General features: G+C 51.2%; 19 protein-coding genes. 6 read left to right on the plus strand and 13 right to left on the minus strand.

Going from position 1 to position 18713, the window contains the following annotated elements; genetic code table 11:
• Positions 1-188 precede the first annotated feature (188 nt).
• Positions 189-371 carry a tautomerase family protein gene (locus tag QKW35_RS17905; protein ID WP_282355354.1) on the minus strand — a complete coding sequence of 61 codons (183 nt, stop codon included), beginning with the start codon at positions 369-371 and terminating at the stop codon, positions 189-191.
• A gap of 352 nt (positions 372-723) precedes the next feature.
• On the opposite strand from QKW35_RS17905, the gene QKW35_RS17910 reads away from it, so the two are divergent.
• Positions 724-1563 carry an enoyl-CoA hydratase-related protein gene (locus QKW35_RS17910; protein ID WP_282355356.1) on the plus strand — a complete coding sequence of 280 codons (840 nt, stop codon included), beginning with the start codon at positions 724-726 and terminating at the stop codon, positions 1561-1563.
• 168 nt (positions 1564-1731) lie between these two features.
• Here the strand turns inward: QKW35_RS17910 and QKW35_RS17915 are convergent, their stop codons facing one another.
• Positions 1732-2865, minus strand: coding sequence for an MBL fold metallo-hydrolase (locus QKW35_RS17915; RefSeq protein ID WP_282355359.1), 1134 nt, complete (start codon positions 2863-2865; stop codon positions 1732-1734).
• A gap of 118 nt (positions 2866-2983) precedes the next feature.
• Here QKW35_RS17915 and QKW35_RS17920 point away from each other — a divergent pair, with 118 nt between their 5' ends.
• Together QKW35_RS17920 and bamJ are read left to right on the plus strand one after the other, a co-directional pair.
• The gene (locus tag QKW35_RS17920) at positions 2984-3604 is read left to right on the plus strand and encodes a TetR/AcrR family transcriptional regulator (RefSeq protein ID WP_282355360.1); all 621 of its coding nucleotides are present in this window, start codon (positions 2984-2986) and stop codon (positions 3602-3604) included.
• 123 nt (positions 3605-3727) lie between these two features.
• Positions 3728-4201, plus strand: a complete 474-nt coding sequence (gene bamJ / locus QKW35_RS17925; protein ID WP_282355361.1) for a BamJ family beta-barrel-assembly machinery protein — start codon at positions 3728-3730, stop codon at positions 4199-4201.
• A gap of 166 nt (positions 4202-4367) precedes the next feature.
• On the opposite strand, the gene QKW35_RS17930 is transcribed toward bamJ, so the two are convergent.
• The 5 genes from QKW35_RS17930 to QKW35_RS17950 form a co-directional block, all read right to left on the minus strand.
• Positions 4368-5198: a hypothetical protein gene (locus QKW35_RS17930; protein ID WP_282355362.1), complete on the minus strand. Its 831-nt coding sequence runs from the start codon at positions 5196-5198 to the stop codon at positions 4368-4370.
• A 239-nt stretch (positions 5199-5437) separates the two neighbouring features.
• The gene (locus tag QKW35_RS17935) at positions 5438-6121 is read right to left on the minus strand and encodes a response regulator (RefSeq protein ID WP_282355364.1); all 684 of its coding nucleotides are present in this window, start codon (positions 6119-6121) and stop codon (positions 5438-5440) included.
• Between the two features lie 48 nt (positions 6122-6169).
• The gene (locus QKW35_RS17940; RefSeq protein ID WP_282355366.1) at positions 6170-7222 is read right to left on the minus strand and encodes an ATP-binding protein; all 1053 of its coding nucleotides are present in this window, start codon (positions 7220-7222) and stop codon (positions 6170-6172) included.
• Positions 7223-7262: 40 nt separating this feature from the next.
• Complete coding sequence (locus QKW35_RS17945) at positions 7263-7721, minus strand: hypothetical protein (protein WP_282355369.1); 459 nt, start codon at positions 7719-7721, stop codon at positions 7263-7265.
• A 208-nt stretch (positions 7722-7929) separates the two neighbouring features.
• Positions 7930-8418 carry an Lrp/AsnC family transcriptional regulator gene (locus QKW35_RS17950; protein WP_282355371.1) on the minus strand — a complete coding sequence of 163 codons (489 nt, stop codon included), beginning with the start codon at positions 8416-8418 and terminating at the stop codon, positions 7930-7932.
• A 378-nt stretch (positions 8419-8796) separates the two neighbouring features.
• Here QKW35_RS17950 and leuA point away from each other — a divergent pair, with 378 nt between their 5' ends.
• On the plus strand, positions 8797-10455 hold the full coding sequence (gene leuA, locus QKW35_RS17955) for a 2-isopropylmalate synthase (protein WP_282355373.1): 1659 nt from the start codon (positions 8797-8799) through the stop codon (positions 10453-10455).
• A 145-nt stretch (positions 10456-10600) separates the two neighbouring features.
• Here leuA and QKW35_RS17960 read toward each other — a convergent pair whose 3' ends face one another.
• From QKW35_RS17960 to QKW35_RS17970, 3 genes are all read right to left on the minus strand, one after another.
• The gene (locus tag QKW35_RS17960) at positions 10601-11044 is read right to left on the minus strand and encodes a hypothetical protein (protein WP_282355376.1); all 444 of its coding nucleotides are present in this window, start codon (positions 11042-11044) and stop codon (positions 10601-10603) included.
• A gap of 61 nt (positions 11045-11105) precedes the next feature.
• Complete coding sequence (locus QKW35_RS17965; protein WP_282355377.1) at positions 11106-11675, minus strand: NUDIX hydrolase; 570 nt, start codon at positions 11673-11675, stop codon at positions 11106-11108.
• Between the two features lie 115 nt (positions 11676-11790).
• On the minus strand, positions 11791-12531 hold the full coding sequence (locus QKW35_RS17970) for a DUF952 domain-containing protein (protein WP_282355378.1): 741 nt from the start codon (positions 12529-12531) through the stop codon (positions 11791-11793).
• 137 nt (positions 12532-12668) lie between these two features.
• On the opposite strand from QKW35_RS17970, the gene QKW35_RS17975 reads away from it, so the two are divergent.
• Positions 12669-12947 (plus strand): HlyU family transcriptional regulator, encoded by a 279-nt coding sequence (locus QKW35_RS17975; protein WP_282355379.1) that lies wholly within the window; start codon positions 12669-12671, stop codon positions 12945-12947.
• A gap of 117 nt (positions 12948-13064) precedes the next feature.
• Here the strand turns inward: QKW35_RS17975 and QKW35_RS17980 are convergent, their stop codons facing one another.
• Positions 13065-13943, minus strand: coding sequence for a DMT family transporter (locus tag QKW35_RS17980; protein WP_282355380.1), 879 nt, complete (start codon positions 13941-13943; stop codon positions 13065-13067).
• Positions 13944-13994: 51 nt separating this feature from the next.
• Positions 13995-16952: an MFS transporter gene (locus QKW35_RS17985; RefSeq protein ID WP_282355381.1), complete on the minus strand. Its 2958-nt coding sequence runs from the start codon at positions 16950-16952 to the stop codon at positions 13995-13997.
• A gap of 542 nt (positions 16953-17494) precedes the next feature.
• On the opposite strand from QKW35_RS17985, the gene QKW35_RS17990 reads away from it, so the two are divergent.
• Positions 17495-18223 (plus strand): sulfite exporter TauE/SafE family protein, encoded by a 729-nt coding sequence (locus tag QKW35_RS17990; RefSeq protein ID WP_282355382.1) that lies wholly within the window; start codon positions 17495-17497, stop codon positions 18221-18223.
• Positions 18224-18229: 6 nt separating this feature from the next.
• On the opposite strand, the gene QKW35_RS17995 is transcribed toward QKW35_RS17990, so the two are convergent.
• A complete protein-coding gene (locus tag QKW35_RS17995; protein ID WP_282355383.1) occupies positions 18230-18595 on the minus strand; it encodes a hemerythrin family protein in 366 nt (121 codons plus the stop codon).
• Positions 18596-18713 lie beyond the last annotated feature (118 nt).

Here is an 18713-nt window from a genome sequence, read left to right on the forward strand (position 1 = left end):
GTTCCGACCTGGGCGATGACCACAAAGAATACTACGCTGGTGAGAACGCGCTGAAAGCGGGCGGTGCGAAAAACACCTCCAACCAGTTCAGCTAATCGTCCCCTTCAAGACGAAAAAGGGTGCTTCGGCACCCTTTTTGTTTTCTCCCAACGCTAGCTGTGGTTCGACAACAAACCTATTACGTCGTATCAACACACGTAGGCTGTATGCGGCGCCGTATCAACAAGCAGCGTCTGGTCCACCAGGACAATCTTTACTCTGTTTACCGGCACGGAGATCGCTTTGCTGATCACCTGTTCAACATCGCGGACTAAACGTTCTTTCTGCTCTTGGCTACATACTTCCAAAAGATCAATTCTTGCAACTGGCATAGCTTTCACCCATCTCTTTAATCACTGTCTTGCTGCCGGTCGTTTTGTCTTTGTTAGATTCCACCTGCCTTAGGCCAGAATGGAGAGACCGGTCCTCTACTCAAGATAAAGCATGTGCCATGCCAGCCTTAGCTTTTATCTATAACATCTTGAAAACGTAGTACTTGTCACCCAAAGGCCAAAGCCGGGGCACACAGACGCTGTGTCAAATTTGCCCAATTGGTTAATTTTTGACACATTGACTCTACGATTTCCTTAACCTGACCGAAAATAAGTACTTTCCCTTAGACTCACTCATCACAATCTCTTATCCTCTTACCTACACAAGAACAAATATAGAAGGATAAGAGTTATGGTCAGCACCCCGGAGTTTCCGACACTTTCAGACGCTACACTGACGCTTGATGATCGTGTCGCACTGCTCACCTTCAATCGCGATGATCTGCGCAACGCCTTAACCGGCAGTAATCTGATTGATGACATCTGTAACACCGTTGCTTGGGCCAATCATAATCCTGACGTGTCTGTTCTAGTGCTTACCGGTGCCGGTAGCGCGTTCTCTTCTGGTGGCAACATCAAAGAGATGCAGTTGCGTGACACCGAACACAAGGACGCAGCCTTTGGCGGTAACGTATATGAAGTACAGGAGAAATACCGTGCGGGTATCCAGCGTATTCCACTGGCGATCTACAATGCCGAAATACCGGTGATCGCTGCTGTAAACGGACCTGCGATTGGAGCAGGCTTTGATTTGACCTGCATGTGTGACATCCGTATCGCGTCCAACAAAGCCGTGTTTGGCGAAACCTTTGTTAACCTGGGTATTATCCCGGGTGATGGCGGTGCCTGGTTCCTGCAGCGCCTGATCGGCTACCAACGCGCCGCAGAGCTGACCCTGACCGGCCGTGTGATTAAAGCGGATGAAGCAAAAGAACTGGGTATCGTATTGGACGTGGTTGAACCGGAAGAGCTACTGCCACGCGCAATGGAAATGGCCAAACAGATGGCATCCAAGCCACCTCAGGCACTGCGCATGACCAAACGCTTGCTGAAAACCGCTCAGCGCCAGGAGCTGAAAGATTTCCTGGAACTATGCGCTGTGTTCCAGGGCATTTGCCACAACACCAACGACCATATGGAAGCGATCAACGCGTTTATTGAAAAACGCCCGGGGGAGTATCAGGGGAATTAGGCGTATAGATCTGCGCCTTAGCTGGATGCCGCAGTGTAGCTCTACATAATCTACACTGCGCCTGTAGGGTAGCCTTTAGGCTACCGGCAGGCTGAAGCCTGCCCTACAACCTATCAGACGTAGTAGACTAGATCGAACGAAGCGACATCCAGCAAAAATCCTCAAAAATTACAAAGACTGCTTTAACTCCATCCCAGCCTCCACCGATACCAAACGGGTCTCCTCGCCGCGCCACCAGCGATTGCCTTCTGCGACCTGCAGATTATCCAGCGACACCCGCTGCCCCATCTCCGGCGTGATCATCGGTACACCCTTCGCATAAGCCAACGCATTCAAACGTTCCAACGGTTCGTACCATGGGTGCATGGCAAGGTCGAAGGTACCGTTATGTACCGGCAGCATCGCCTTCCCTTCCAAATCCTGATGAGCTTGAAACGTCTCTTCAGGTGTCATATGCACCATCGGCCAATTCTCGTTGTAGGCTCCGTTTTCCATGATTGTCAGATCAAATGGCCCCAATCGTTCACCAATCTCCTTAAAGCCCGCAAAATAACCGCTATCACCGCTGAAATAGATTTTCTTGCCGCGTGCCTGAATGACCCACGATGCCCACAGGGTTTTGTTACGGTCATTTAGGCCACGTCCCGAAAAGTGTTGTGAAGGTGTCGCTGTTAGCTCAAGCTGACCCACCGATATGCTGTCCCACCAATCAAGCTCGTGAATGCGACCATCCGAAACACCCCATGCGCGCAGGTGGTTACCAACACCCAGCGGTACAACAAAACTTTCTACCTTGGCTTTCAAAAACGCGATGGTTTTCTTATCCAAGTGGTCATAGTGGTCATGAGAGATCAACACACCCTTGATCTCTGGCAGTTGCTCCAGCGTCAATGGCGTTTTATGGAATCGCTTAGGGCCAGCCCAGTTGACCGGCGATGCCCGCTCAGAAAAGACCGGATCAATCAACCAGAACTCCCCTTCTGCCGCCAACAACAGACTGGAGTGCCCCAACCGGTAGATAGCAACACCCGTTTGGTTCTCAGCCACCAACTGCTCGGAAGCTAGCGGCTGTACCGGGATAGGATCGGCCGGTTTTGCATCTACCCGTTTTTCGGTCAGGTATCGCCATAGAATTTTTACCACGGTGCCCGCCTCCGACATCCTAAATTGCTTTTCATTTTTAAACTCACCATCGCCAAAGTCTTCCGAATGGTTGAAGGCGGCCTCTTTTGGCTGGGTCGCGCAGGCATACAACGCCACACTCAGCAATCCTCCCAGAATCACCATGCCCAATATCTTCATCTATTCCGTCCAGGACCCTGCCCATAAGTAAACTACACCGTGCAGTGTAATTATTGGATTTATAAAAGTAAACTTCGCAGTGTATACTTTACAAAACTTATGAATTCCCCATCGAACAGTGAATAAGAACCTAACACTCACAGAGCGAAAACGCGCCGCAATCATCGATGCGGCCATCCTGGAGTTTCGCGAAAAAGGCTTTCAGTCCACGAGCATGGATGCACTGGCCGCACGCGCGGAAGTCTCCAAACGTACGGTATACAACCACTTTGCCAGCAAAGAGCTGCTGTTCCAGGAGTTGGTGCAGCAGATGTTTGAAGTTGCATGCGCCAGTGATGCTTTCGTTTATGATGAAGACACTTCGCTTAAGGAGCAGTTGGTTCGCTTTGGTCACCACAAGCTAGAACTGCTTCAATCACAGCGCTTTCTTGATCTGGCCAGAATCTTGATGGTTGAATGTGTGCACGACCCGAAACTCGCTGACGAGGCCCGCCAGCGATTTGAGCAATCAGATCAGGGATTGGATAAATGGATCGAGAAAGCGATTTCCGACGGTCGTATGAAACCCGTTGAGCCTGCCTATGCAGCAAACCAGTTTTTCGGGCTAATAAAAGCATCTGCGTTCTGGCCACAGCTACTGATGAATCAGCCTTTCCCCGATACCCAGGCGGCCGAATTCATCATCCACGATACGGTCGAAATGTTCCTCAGCCATTATGAAAAAGCCGGTACCAATTAGTCCGACCTCGGCTCTTACAGCAACCTGGGCCAGGAACAGAATATCCAGCAGACAAAAAGTTGCATACGCTATCTTCGCAACGCATCATAAAGCATCACTTACGCAGCTTCATAAGGCCCTGAAATGCTAGACTTTATTTTTCCAATCCTGCTGATCCTTATCGTGTTTTTCCTGTTTCGAAACAGCCAGAAGAACAAACAGGCCGCGGCACAAAATAAAACGGCCGGCGAAGCATTTCTCGCAAAAAACAAGGATGAAGAAGGCGTGATGACCACCGCATCTGGCCTTCAATATAAAGTACTGCAGGCAGGCAGTGGTACCGAACACCCTGTAGCCACATCAAAAGTGAAAGTGCACTATCACGGTACGCTGATCGACGGAACGGTATTTGACAGCTCCGTTGAGCGTGGTGAACCTATTGAGTTTGGTCTAAATCAGGTTATCAAGGGTTGGACTGAAGGCGTTCAGTTGATGGTCGTCGGTGAAAAGACCCGCTTCTTTATTCCCAGCGATCTGGCCTACGGTAACGGATCTGCGGGCATCATCACACCGGGTTCCACCCTGATCTTTGATGTGGAACTGCTGGACATCAGGTAAACCCATCAAAGGGAGATAACCAGGTGGCCGGAGCATAGACCTGGCGACGCCCATTTTACTTGATGGATCTCTGTAGAATTTGAATCCAATCTATGTCAGAAAAGCCATCCCAAAGATGGCTTTTTTATTCCACAAAGAAACGTAAATCACGTTCACTTAGAAGCGATCAGGGTTTCTGGACTGTCGCTAAGACGTTTTCACGCTCAACCTGGAGTCGGGCACCAAGCTTGCTTCGCCAGCGGATCGTCATGGTTTTATCACAGCCCGCTTCCATATCCACCTCAATGGTGTACGGCTTCCCGTGACCATCTTTTACGTCCCACAGCAGATTCCCTTTTACCCGTTTGGGTTTTCCCAGGTCATACAGTGTTCGCTCAGAGCCGTGTAAACCGCTTCCCAGAAAGTCACGCAGGGTAACGGCCACAAACGGCGGCAGATCCTCTTCCCGCGCATAGCGCCCCTTGCGATTCACACGGTAGCTGTATCTCTGGGTTTCGATCAGGTTCATTTCACAGCGATGCTTTGCATTTTTCGGCACTGAGACCAGCCTGCTTTCCGGGATGATGTTTTCCTGAATCAGACTTTCAATGTTGTGGGTGCCTTTTCCAGTGCGGTTTGGGTAAGAAAGGATAATCTGCTTGATACAGCCCTGCTGCTTGGTAACAACCAGATGCACTTCGTTGCGGCCTGCCTTCTGATGCCAGGTAAAGCGGGTTTGCTTGCCGTTCACCTGCTCCATCTCAGGTGCTACGGTAAAGAAACGCGTTATCCATGCATTGGATGCATCAATCGGCACCGTGCCAATCTCTTCGAAGATCTGTGCCATCACTGGTGGCACACTGTCTGGAACCTCGTTGAAGCGCTCCCAGCCCGCTGTTTTGTGTTCGCGCTTTTCAACCATGTATATATTTGTGGCGCATGCCTGATCACGCTCGTACGCATAGACAGGGGAAGAGACTACAGAGATAAGGCCTAACAGGCCGAGTGCAGATCGCATTAAAACATACTTTCCATCAAACAGTGTGCTGGAGAATCGACCCATCCAGATACAGACAAGTCGATTCCGACCGGTTTCAATCAGAATCTGGCGCTAATGTACCTGAAGGACGATGGATGTATCTATAACCGATCCGTTTAAACCCACAAAACCACAAAAAATCATAGGAAGAAGCGACGGAAAGCAGTGAATTAAAACCTGATCAGGAAAGCCTTCTTTGAGCAACCGGTATCTAGTCACTAAATCTCAAACTTGTAGCCCATGGCATACACCGAGTGAATCAGCACCCGCTCGTCATACACCGCACTGATCTTCTTACGAATCGATTTAACCAGGGTATCGATAGTTCGATCGGTTACAACACGGTGATCATCATGGATACGATCCAGTAACTGTCCCCGACTAAAGATCTGGCCCTTATGGTTGTGCAGCACTTCCAGTAAACGGTATTCCGACGCGGTAAGCTGAATATCGTGCCCATTAACCCGAAGCTTGATTGAGTCGCAAAGCAGCTCAATCAACTCCTTAGGCTGCTCCTGTACCTGAAGGCGTTTTACTCGGCGAAGTGTGGCACGAATACGTGCCTCCACGTTTACCATCTGAAACGGCTTGCATATGTAATCATCCGCACCGAGATCCAACCCCTGCAGTTCGTCCACCTGCTGCACCCGCGCGGTCAGTATAATAATCGGGATATCCGAGTGTTCACGCAGATCGCGACAGACATCGAACCCATCCTTGCCGGGCATCATAATATCCAGCAACAACAGGTCGGCATGGTTTTCCGCCAGCCAAGGCTCAACCCGATCTCCCCGGTCCACATGGTGGCATTGATACCCCTGAGCTTGCAGATAGTTGCTCAACAGGCGTGCTAGCTTCTGCTCATCCTCTGCAATCAGTATTGTTGGCAAATGATCCGTCATAGGGTTGTTCCATAATTAACTTCGCACTATTTAACCCGTTTGGGTCTATCAGACCCGCTCGAGTGGCAACATTATTCCAATGGCGAGGCCGCCAAGTTCGGAGTGAGCTGCTGTGATCTCACCTTCCTCCGCATCAATAATGCTCTTACAGATTGATAACCCCAAGCCTGAACCACCGGTTGCACGGCTGCGTGAGCCTTCGACTCGGTACAAGCGCTCAAATAGCATGGGCAGCGATTCGTCGGGTACCGATGGATCGGAATCTTCCCACAGGATCTGCAACCGGTTGTCCGCAATGGTCGCTGTCAATCGAATCATGCCGCCACTGTCGGTATACCGCAGACTGTTCTGAAGCAGATTATCAAATACCTGGCGCAAGCGGTTTTCATCTGCGAACAAGGTCACGTTAGAAGGCAATGCGGCCAGACTCAGCTCAAAGTTTAAATTGCGTTTGCTTGCGGCGTTTCGAATCTTATCGGCAAGCAGCGCTAAAAACTGATCAACCTTTAATTCGCTTCGCTCAAAGTTAAGCCCCCCTAGATCGGAATGACTCAACATCTTGAGGTCGTTGATCAACTGATTCAGCTGTACAACCTCTTCGCGCATGGACTTCAGCATATCTTCGGACGACCCCTGAATTCCCGCTTCCGCTGACTCGATTTCCGCGTTCAGGATACTAACCGGCGTGCGTAACTCATGGGAGATATCACTGATCCAGCGTTGACGTGTCTCTTTACTCTCCTCCAGCGCACGGCCAAGAAAGTTTACGTCATCACAGATCGGCTGGTAGGCGACATTATTGATTACGGGCACACGGGCATCAAAGTGCCCGGAAGCCAAATTGCGCAGGGTTGTGGAGATGTGAATAAGCGGTCGGGTTAGGTTCTTACTGACCACGTACGCCGAAAGCAGCGAAAAGGCGAGTGCAATCAGCAATCCCCACACCAAGGTTTCGGTTGCCGTACTCCAAACACTGAACTTTATCTTCTGAATCTCGTGCAGGGGACGGGGGCGTTTCAATAGGCCGACCACCTCTCCCCGCACAATAATAGGCACCTCCACCGAGGTAATACGTTCGTGCTTGGGGTCTCCGCGTAGCAAATTGCCATCCGTATCATAGAGCAGCAGCGATCCAGCAATTTCAGTTAATGACGGCAGTCGACGCGGGGGGGGGTGCAAGATCTCGTGGGCCTGCATCTGCACTTGGCATCGGTTGAACATGCAGATCTTTAGCAACCAACGAGGCAGGTCCTCCATAGCTTTCGGATGTCAGCATCGGATGCAGATAGGTGTGATTTTTGAGCATATCGGAGAGGTCGGCCGCACTGCCGTCCGGATTGGGCATCATCGCCATCGGCGACGCCAGCGTCCACCACAGCTGCGTGTTATCAATCACCGGTTGCCATTCACCATGATAGGCATAGTGGCGCGCCAATACCCGGGCCATACCGCTCAAGTGGTCTTGCTGCGAGCGCCCTACGGTGTCTCGTGCACTGCGATCCAGCGCCTGCTTGCCGACCACAGTCATAAATCCGATGCTGAGCAAGTTTGCCAGCAAAATCCATACAACAAACTGCCGTAGCAGCGCCCCCTGCTTCATTGTTTGGAAACACCCTTTCCACTATAAAGATGGCGCCAATATACCCCGCCATCCGATACCAAGACAGACAAACAGACAGAACTCACATTTAACTCACATTTACACTCGATACATGGAAACGTCGAAAAGACGGCCGTGATTAGAAAAACAACGGCGCAGGCAACACAAAGCTGCAGCTTTAACCATGCCCCTCACTAATCCGTACGTCTCAACGTTGAATGTACTTTAACGGCACCGCACAGCTATCCACGATCTTACGCATTACAAAGGAAGACTTTACCCCAGTCACACCTTTGATTCGGGTGATCGTTCCCAGCAATACGTTGTGATAGCTATCCATATCCGGTACAGCAATCTTCAGCTGGTAATCCGCTTCGTGACCAGTGATCAGCAAACACTCCATCACCTCCGGCATCTTACCGATCGCACGCTCAAACTCTTCAAAACGTTCCGGGATGTGCTTATCCATACTGATATGCAGGATGGCGATCAGGTTCAGGTTCACCGCACGCTCGTTCAATCGCACCACCCGCTCGGCAATCACACCGTTCTCTTCCAGCTGTTTAACCCGTCGCGAGCATGGCGCTGCAGTCAGCCCGACTCGCTCAGCCAAATCCTGGTTGGAAAGCCCGCCATCTCGCTGCAATTCGTGCAATATTTTGATATCAAACCGGTCCAGATCGACATTTATCTTCATACAAAATCCACTAAACGCAATTTTATTTACCAATAAATACTAAACCCTTATATATAATTGCGCAATTTGCGATAATTCCTTGAATTAAGCGGATTAATTGCGGGGCATTTTCCCTACACTATTCCTCGTTGACTGATGAGCCCCAGGGCAACTCAGACACAGGAGAGCAGTTCCCCGGTGGTGTTACCTCCCATCGGTGGCTTCGCAGCCAAAAGCTGTTGCGGCCTGACACTTTCCCGGTTTATCGAACCGAACACCCAAGCGCCAAAAGCGCCGGATGACTAAAGCCCCGTTTCAGCTATGATCGCGGGGCTTTTGCAGTTGAGTAGCCAGAACAATATAAATAAACCAGCAACATTAAGACTCAGGAACACCGTCATGTTTGACCATCGTAAATACAGTCCATTTCCAGCGCTTGCTTTGACCGATCGCACCTGGCCGGACAAGCAGATCACTAAAGCTCCCGACTGGTGCAGCGTTGATCTACGTGATGGCAACCAGGCTCTGATCAACCCAATGTCGGTTGAGAAGAAAACCAAACTGTTCCAGTTGCTGGTAAAACTCGGCTTTAAAGAGATCGAAGTGGGTTTCCCTTCCGCCTCTTTGCCTGATTACGAATTCATGCGCAAACTGATCGACGAGGAGATGATCCCGGACGACGTATGCATTCAGGTGCTGGTACAGGCACGCGAAGAGCTGATCAAGCGCACCTTCGAATCCCTGCGTGGTGTGAAAAAAGCGATCGTGCACGTATACAACTCCACCTCTACCGTTCAACGCGAACAAGTATTCGGCATGGAACGTGACGGCATCACCGGTATAGCTATTCAGGGCGCCAAGTGGCTGAAACAGTACGCAGCAGAACACCCTGACACTGACTGGACCTTCCAGTACTCGCCGGAGAGCTTCACCGGTACCGAGATGGATTACGCCGTTGATGTCTGTGACGCGGTGATCGACGTGTGGCAGCCAGAGCACGGTCAGAAGGTCGTAATCAATCTGCCATCCACCGTTGAGATGTCCACGCCAAACGTATTTGCTGACCAGATCGAATACTTCTGCCGCAAGCTGAAAAAACGCGAGCACGTTCGCATCAGCCTGCACACTCACAACGACCGTGGTTGTGCCGTTGCCGCGGCTGAGCTGGGTGTGATGGCTGGCGCAGACCGTGTTGAAGGTACCTTGATGGGTAACGGTGAGCGCACCGGTAACATGGACATCATCACCATGGGTATGAACCTCTACTCCCAGGGTATCGATCCAAAGCTGGACTTTTCTGACATCAACGAAATTAACGAAACCGTCGAGTACTGCAACGAACTGCCGGTACCTGCGCGTCACCCTTGGGCGGGCGAGCTGGTATACACCGCGTTCTCCGGCAGCCACCAGGATGCGATTCGCAAATCGATGGCCTACCACGAAGCGAAAAACCTACCGCACTGGGAAGTGGCTTACCTGCCGATCGATCCACTGGATATCGGCCGTGAATACGATGCGGTTGTGCGCATCAACAGCCAGAGTGGTAAAGGCGGTGTGGCACTGGTACTGGAGCGTGACTACGGTATCGAACTGCCGAAGTGGATGCACGCAGCCCTGAGTAAAGTGGTTCAGAAAGCCACCGAACAGAGCGGACGCGAGATCTCCCCGGAAGAGATCAAAGCCCTGTACGACGAGAACTTTGAAAACGTTAACGCACAGTGGATGCTGGACGGCTATGACCTGCACACCGAAGGTGAACAGACCCAGGCAGAGATCCGCGTGGCAGGCCACTCCCTTCAGGGTACCTGCACTGGTGCAGTCGGCGCGCTGTGTGAAGCACTGACAGCCAAATTCGGCTGCGAAATTGAAGTGACCCACTTCGATGAATTCGCGGTATCCAAAGGCACCGATGCCAAGGCGCGTGCCTGCGTGGGCGTTAACCTGAACGGCGAACAACACTTTGCTGTTGCGGTTGCTGCAGATACCTCCGCAGCGACCCTGCAGGCCGTACTGACAGCCTTTAGCCGCAGTGCGCAGGCGGCAACTCAGGCTGCCTAAGCATCAAATGTTCTCCCTGTCTTGTCCTGATATAGGTTGACACTATTTCAGGTTAAAAACGCCCGATGTACCTCATCGGGCTTTTTGTTTAAGCGTACCGAACTGTTTATGCAATCCTTCGAATCGCAAAACACGCTCATATATTCTACCTCACAGACCAGATCTCTAATGCCCTTAGTGCACTGTCAGCACAGCAACCATTTTCCATTTCCGAGCTGAAATCCAGAATCAAATATTCAAGAAAGCGTGTGATAAAAGTGCGTTGCTCTGGGGTGCAAGCCTTGTAATAGTCATTACCCGGGCCGTCGTATTCCAGATGAAACAGGAACTGGTCGATGTACAACTCATCCGCCATCGTCGCTAAACTCAGACGCACAAACGCTGGCGTATAGTAGACTTTACCTTCGGGAGAACAGAAACAGATTGGGTCCCATCCCGGATGGCCCAACGCCTCAAGACCAATTTGGTGAACATCGGTGCTGCATAACGTGTCATCATGCTCCGCACACTCGCAACAGTGGCGGTAATCGGTGAAGTGTTCAGGTTTATCAACCGCAAACAGTGTCTCCGCTTCTTTAACCCAATCCATTACGTATCGCACTTCGGAAAACCTAAAGTGTAGCTGACCCGATCAGAAGCTAAAGAATCATTCACCTACACGGATCACCAAGTGGCAGATACCCAGCTTTCATTGCAGTACGCAACGACTTCGCCGCCCCACTCCAGATCCGTACCGTATGCCCCGGCCTTGAAACCACCTCTACCCGTGGATCAGACGCGTCACTCTGCAATCCTTTGATCAATGAATCGTGAGACACCCACTGCCAGTTAAAGCGCTCTACATCGCGACAGGCACGCCGCTCTTTGATGTGATCCTTGGTGACATAGGGTACTTCAGCGACGAAGTTGTAGTAGCTCCCGGACTTACTCGGTCCCTTCAACACAAGCTGACCAAGAAACGCCTCGGAGAAAACGCAATTGGTCTCTTCCCGCAGTTCACGTAGTGCGGTTTCTGACGCTGTTTCGCCCTTCTTGGGACCACCGCCAAAAGCACCCCACGCTAAGCGACGCGGGTGAGGATCAAACGCCAAAAGGTACTGTGCACCGGAGTCGGTGCAAGCGTATGGGGTTACTCCAGCGTTAACGTTTCGTAGCTCATCTGCCGCCACTAACCCGGGAAGAAAAGTCAGTGATAGAACGAAGTTTCTAAGCTTTGTCATAGCGAGGTGTTTCGTCTGCTATCTGATAAAGGTGCTTTCGAGCAATACGAAAATACGATGCCGCAGTGCAGCATACATCAAAAGACCGCGCCATCTATTTCCAAAACTTTCGCGCTTAAGGCCCCAGCAGAATCTTGTAAATGTTTTCGCCATCCACACGTGAGTGTTCCAACTGATGCACTTTTACAACAGATGCGACCGGTAGATTGGCTACATCAGCCAACGGTTGCCACCAGTTGTTCTGCTGATCGGGTTCGATCCACTCGACCCGATCAGCAAAGGCCGTGATATCCACTTCAAGTACAACCGGGCACTCTTCAGGCTCAAAATACCGGGCAGCGATCGTCTCAACCGCTTCCGGCATGTTCAGATGAATACGGTTTCGAGTGTTGTCATTCCCGCACCGAGGCACCAAACCTGATTCCTGAGCCTGATCCCACACCTCTGCTCGGATGACACGATAGAGTGTACGCACATCTGGTGGAGGGGCTTTTATCGACTGGCTTGGGAAAGAGACCTCCAGAACAATACACCCCTCTTTACAGAGAAACGGCCCATGCAATTCACCCGGCGGACGACTGGCGAAGTGCCCCGCCTCAAGCCACATATCAAAGGCAGCATCGTATAACCGACCAGACACAATATAGATCTCTTCGGGATAATCGTGGGACTTAGCCCCAAACGCCTTGGTATCAGCGCCCGCCTTAAATCGGGTTAAGCGGGTGTAGTCACCCGTGTTTTCATCAATCGCCAGAGTTAACTCATCCAGCATACCTTCCGTACCTGGAATCGACTGCCACTTACCTGCATTTTCCGGATTAAGAACGTTCCAATAGGTTGCTGTGGTTTTTGCCATAAAGCCTATATACCTCTTCCATGTTCTTCCGTGTTTATGTTCTTTGCCTCTGCCGCCTCCCTTAAACGGAGCAGCTAAGCTAAGATAGGTATCAGTCTAATTTACAGTAATTATTAACCTGCAACAAAGGGTATGAAATGAGTCTGTTTTCCTCGCTCAAGTCTATTTTTTCTGGTGGCGAAGCTAAACCAAAAGAACCCGAGGCGATGCCATCTGTAGAGTACAACGGCTTTACCATCACTCCTGCCCCTGCTCAGGAAGATACTGGCTTTCGTATAAACGGTACCATCACCAAGGGCGACCAGACTCATGCGTTTATCCGAGCTGATACGTTGCCCAGTGCCGACAGCTGCGCGCAGGAGATGATCCGAAAAGCGAAGCAGATGATTGACCAGCAGGGTGATCGGATTTTTTGATTCCGATCGTTGGATGAAGTAATTCTTCATCCCATCAAGAACGAGAAGCAGGAATCACTCTCACAATACGCCACTTCTCGTTCACCACCTATCTGACTGGCAGCTTTGAGGAGCAGTTTAACCACTAGAGGATACGTTGGCAGCCAGACGCTTACTTCTTCGCCACTGAAACACCCCATGTATCAGCAAGGTGCTGACCACGACAACGCCACCCTGAATTGCTTGGGTTGACGGGACTTCATCAAGAAAAATCCAGGTCCAGAGCGGGCCCGTGGCGGTTTCAAGTAGCATCAGCATGCCGACTTCGGCTGCAGGAATACGGGTTGGTCCGAGGGTGATCATGATAAAGGCGAGCGGCACTACAACAAAACAAAGCAGTACCATCCACCCCCACGCTGCACCTTGTAAGCTGAACGGAGAACCCAGCACCAGACTGACTGCAGCAATCATCAATCCGGACGTAATCAATGCCGGTGTCATATCTCGATGCGAACAAGCTCGATCGTTAACGAACTTACCTGCCAGCATCAATGCGACGCCCAGCGCTAACAAATCACCCAGTATGCTTGGGCTGTTCCACGATCCTGCCAGCACCCAGAAGATTGCCCCCATACAGATCACAATCGCAATCCAGGTAATCGGCGGTGATTTCTCACCTAGGAAGATGCGGGACATGATGGCGGCAAACAGTGGCTGAGCGCATATGATCACCAGCACGTTGGCCACCGAGGTGAGATTCACGGCAGAGACAAAGAAGATTGCGTTAACCGCAAACAAGACGGCTGAACGAATAAAGGCCGCATCGAAGCTGAACAGCGGCTGGTCTGGTTTACGCACACGACACCAGATCAGTACCGCCACGCTCATCAATATACCGCGCCAGAACAGCAGATCGAAGGATTCAGAATGGATCAGTCGGATCAGGAGCGCATCGAAACTGAGTACCAGTACGCCCAACGCGGTGAGCGTAAACCCTTTCATGTACTCCGTTTTCAATACTTCTACTCCTGATCCAACTTAGGTGATGCGTATTACCAAAGCTAACGATTAGTCCGGTTTGCGTTTGCGATCCGCCTGCTCGTCAAAGTCTTCAGGCTTTTCGTCGAGGCCCATCATCCACTCCTCTTCCTTAGCCTCTTCGCCTTCACTAATCGCATCCACCACATCGGATGCAGCTTCAGGAATAGACTCAACAACGGCAACCGCCACATCCATCGCGTTGTCTGGAGATACTTCGGACAGACGCTGAACCAACTCAACTGCCGCTTCGTGGGATCCTTCCTCTTCTCCCTTGATCACCTGCTCAGACTCGTCCTGTGCATCTTCAGGTACACCTGCTTCATCATTCTCAGTTTCATCCAGCTCAGCGGCATCACTCATCGTGCTCGCCACCTCAGCAGCCACGGATGCGGCTGCATCCGGCTCTGCCTCAACAACCGCCACAGCTACATCCACCGCCTGATCAGGCGCTACTTCAGACAGACGCTGTACCAACTCAACTGCAGCCTCATAGGTGTCCTCAGATTCTTCTACAGAAGAATCACTTTCCGCTCCAGAAACAACCTGCTCCTGAGTTTGCGCCTGCGGCTTGTCTGAATCAGCCTCTTCATCCAATTCGCTCCAGGTACTGGCAACTTCAGAAGCCACAACGGCCGCAACTTCTGGTTCAGCTTCTACAACAGCAACCGCGACATCAACGGCCTGGTCAGGCGCCACTTCAGACAGACGCTGCACCAACTCAACCGCTGCATCCTGCAGCTCTTCAGAAGATTCATCGCCTATAGATTCTTCAGTTAGCGCTTCGCTGACGTCCGATGTTTCTTCCGGCGCACCGTCAGCACTTTCATTCTCAGTCGAATCACTCCAGGTATTCGCAACTTCGGAAGCAACAGCCGCAGCCGCCTCGGGCTCCGCCTCGACTACCGCAACAGCCACGTCCACTGCCTGATCCGGTGCAACTTCAGCCAAACGCTGAACCAGCTCTGCCGCCCCCTGCTGAATCTCTTCTGGAGATACATCTGGCGCTTCAATCGGCTGATCGCTCTGTGCAACTTCAGCTTTGTGGCTACCCAGCTCAGAGCGGCGAGAATATGCAGCTTCCAGCTCGTCCAATGAAGAGCCCTGTTTCTCCTCTTCACTGATTTCGACCTCCGCCGCCGCTGCCAAGAGATCACGATGCAGATACAACTGCGCTACAGATACCGCACTATCAGGTACGGCATCCACAAATGTCGCTGCCACATCCAGTGCTTGATCTGGAGACGCATCCCAAAGCGTTGCGGCGATGTTTACCGCATCCGCTTCACTGGTATCACCTTCTCGATCTGCCGGACGCAGATTTTCACGGTACTCAGCCAATACCTGGGCATAGTACCGAGCTACCTCTACCGCCGATTCTGGTGCATGCTCAGCAGCAATACGGGCCATTTCAACGCGCTGTTCAGGCAACGCGCGACCAATCTCCGCCGCTACGCTCACAACTTGCTCCGGATACCACTCTGCAAGTTTCTTAACCAATTCAGACGCTAATTCAGGTCGGCTGGTTACGATCGCATTGGTGACCTCCAGAATCTGGAACGGGACCACGTCATTCATCGCTTCATACAGGCTGAGTACATTCAGGTTCTCAACCTTGGCGACCGCACCCGCTAACTCTGTCGCCCGCAGCGGATTGCTCTTGATGATCGCTTTTGCCACACGAACGGCTTCTATCGGATCGTACTCGGCGACACCCATAATGGTTTGGGCCTCAGCACTAAGAGGCGCTTCACGCTCTACGTATTCCGTACGCGGGTCAAGATCTACAATAGCTGGAACTGCAGCCCCCTGCATAACAAAGCTTTCCTGATCCTCAACAGGCAGTGCTTCACGTACTCGCATGCGATAGATAACAAATACAGCGAGAGCGACCTGGATAACAGCCAGGAAGTAGAACAACGCACTGTTACCAAACACCTTCATCACCCATGAAGCACTGTATGGACCAATAACGCCCCCCAGAGAAAACGCCAGGATCATACTGCCCATCGCGGCAACCATCTCGTTCTGGCGCAACTTATCGAACGCCTCGGAGATACTCAGCGGGTAGGTACACGCGATGATGCCACAGGTGATACCGGTGGCAACAAACACTGCCCAGATCATACCCAGAGGTGCGGCAATGATCACCAGCAGACAATTGACGGCAGATACCGCCAACAGCCCAAGCAATACAGTACGACGGTCGAAGCGATCCGAAAGATAACCAACCGGGAACTGCAGCAAGAATGCACCCGCGATTGCCGCACCCACGTACAGTGACAACTGGAACCCTACGATGCCATAGTCCTTCGCAAATAACGGCAAAAGGTTGAAGCTGGCCGAGTAGATAACACCCGACACTAAGCAACTAACCACCCCCAGAGGAGAAATTCTGAACAGTGTTCGAAGCGGCATTGAAGTAGCATCTTCAATCTTTGGCCCTTTGTGGCGGCTCATTACCACAGGCACAACCGCCAGACTAAGTAACACGCCGGACACGACAAACAGAGTGCTTGTCGCAGGATCGGAGAAGTTCATAAAGAACTGTCCGACAAACAGGCCTGCCAACACCACTGCGTTATAGATCGCCAGGACCTTGCCACGTGTATTCTTGGTGGAGGCGTCACTCAGCCAACTTTCCATCGCAGCAAATGCACACGCATTGCAGAAGCCGACCACCAAACGCATCCCCCCCCACACATACGCATCATCCACGAGGCTGCAGACAAGCATACTGGCACCGCCCATCGACACACAGCCAGCGAACATGCGGATATGCCCCGCACGCATAATAAGATTCTTACTGTAGATTGCGCCCAGCAACAGGCCGACGAAATAGAGGGATTGCACCAGACCGATCGCATCGGTACTGATTCCATCCAACTCCATTCGCACCGGCATCAGTACGTTCATCAAACCGTTCCCAAGGAACAGGATGAAACAGCTGATAAACAGCGAAATGAGCGATATAAATGTCGCAGTCACGGCAGAGCTCTCTACAGTTAAGTGGCGCCCCCACCGTCTAGTTTTACGATTTCGGTCAGCGCCTGTTTAGTCGTTACATTTAAGTCCACCTGCGCAGGTTTTGAAAACAATGCAGGTTAAAAAACGACAAAAGCCGATAACTGTGGTCTCGACCCTCTGTTCGGAAAGGTTCGTGACTACGGCATATCGGCTATGTCTGATTGTAGGTGTTACACATGGGCTGACGCGTCGATAGATCAGCCCGTCGATCGAGCTAAGTCGATCAATTTGCGAGCATGCTATTGGAGATATTCCACAAAATCAAAGGATTTTTTGTATGTGTTTGGGGTGATTAATTGCCCCCTGAACCAAATAAATCCCTACAGTAAAAAATACCGCTAAAAGCCGTTATGACGGCGCGATAATATAAGCTTAATAATGTGTTTTGTGATAATAAATCACGCATTAGCATATCTCATTGGCCGATTAGATAAACTCATTACACGCTTGGAACCTGACACTGGATAATCCATGCTCCGATTCCTCGCTGTTATGATCCGCCGATGCTTTTCGATCCCCTTCTTCTGTCCATCGCCTTACTTTCCGTAACCCTGGGTGCAGCACTCCAAAGCCTGACGGGCATCGGTATGGCGGTTATCGCGGCACCTGTTTTGATTCTGATAGAGCCAGCATTTCTGCCTGCGCCCATTCTTTCGCTTGGGTGCTCACTGTGTATTCTGAATACCGTTCGTAATCGACAGAACCTCAAAGCAGGCAATATTCGTTTGGCGTTGTACGGACGTTTTCCCGGTGTACTCGCCGGTATTCCCTTGCTCGTCCTGTTGCCGCAGCCGATTCTAATGATTGGCTTCGCTGTCCTGATCATTTTTTCTGTAGCTCTTAGCTACCATACTGCTCAGCTACATCAGACACCACGCAACCTCATCGTTGCCGGATTCTTTTCTGGCCTGATGGGCACAACAACCTCCGTGGGGGGACCGGCAATTGCACTGGTGTACCAAAACAGCTCACCTCAACAGGCTCGTGCAGAACTGGGGTTTTACTTTCTTGTTGGCACTTTGATGTCGCTGAGCATGCTGGGAGTGGCCGGGCAGATATCTGCACAGCAAGTATCACTCACCCTACAGATGCTTCCAGCGGTACTGGTGGGATTTTTGGGATCGATCTGGCTGGACCGTTATTTCAAGGCGAACTACCTAAAACCGGTGATCGCACTATTATCGCTAAGCTCCAGCGCCCTGATTCTATGGCGTGCAATTTCACAGATGTAAGCACGGCTACTTCACGCTGGATTCCATGATGAATTGCTCCAGCTTTTTATCTGTGCCCAGCACATGACGCTTGAGCCACTCGCGCAGGAATAATGAGAGGCTCTGTCGTAGATCCTCATCGTAGGTTTCGTGCTCTTCCAACATGGTTGCCAGCTCGCGGCGAAACTTATCGTGGGCCGCTTTGTGGGTATCTCGATCAGGGTAATTCAGCGTTTCCATGTACTGCTCTTCCAACATGAAGTGATACTCCGCGTAGTCATTCAACTTCTTAAATACACTGTTATCGATATTGGACTCCTTAATCTGATCGATCAGGCGAAACAGCTGCTGGTGCTGCGTATCCTGCCAGATCACATCGCTTGTTTTTTGCATGATGACCGAACTCCGTTTGGGTTCTTTTTATTCGACTTATCTACTAAGCGTAAGTGCCCGATTAAGTGGGTGCCAGAGTGATTCCATTGCAAAGTGACAAAGATCAGGAGATCGTGAT

Source organism: Pontibacterium granulatum (genome assembly GCF_029961155.1).
In the GTDB taxonomy this organism is placed as follows: domain Bacteria; phylum Pseudomonadota; class Gammaproteobacteria; order Pseudomonadales; family Balneatricaceae; genus Pontibacterium; species Pontibacterium granulatum.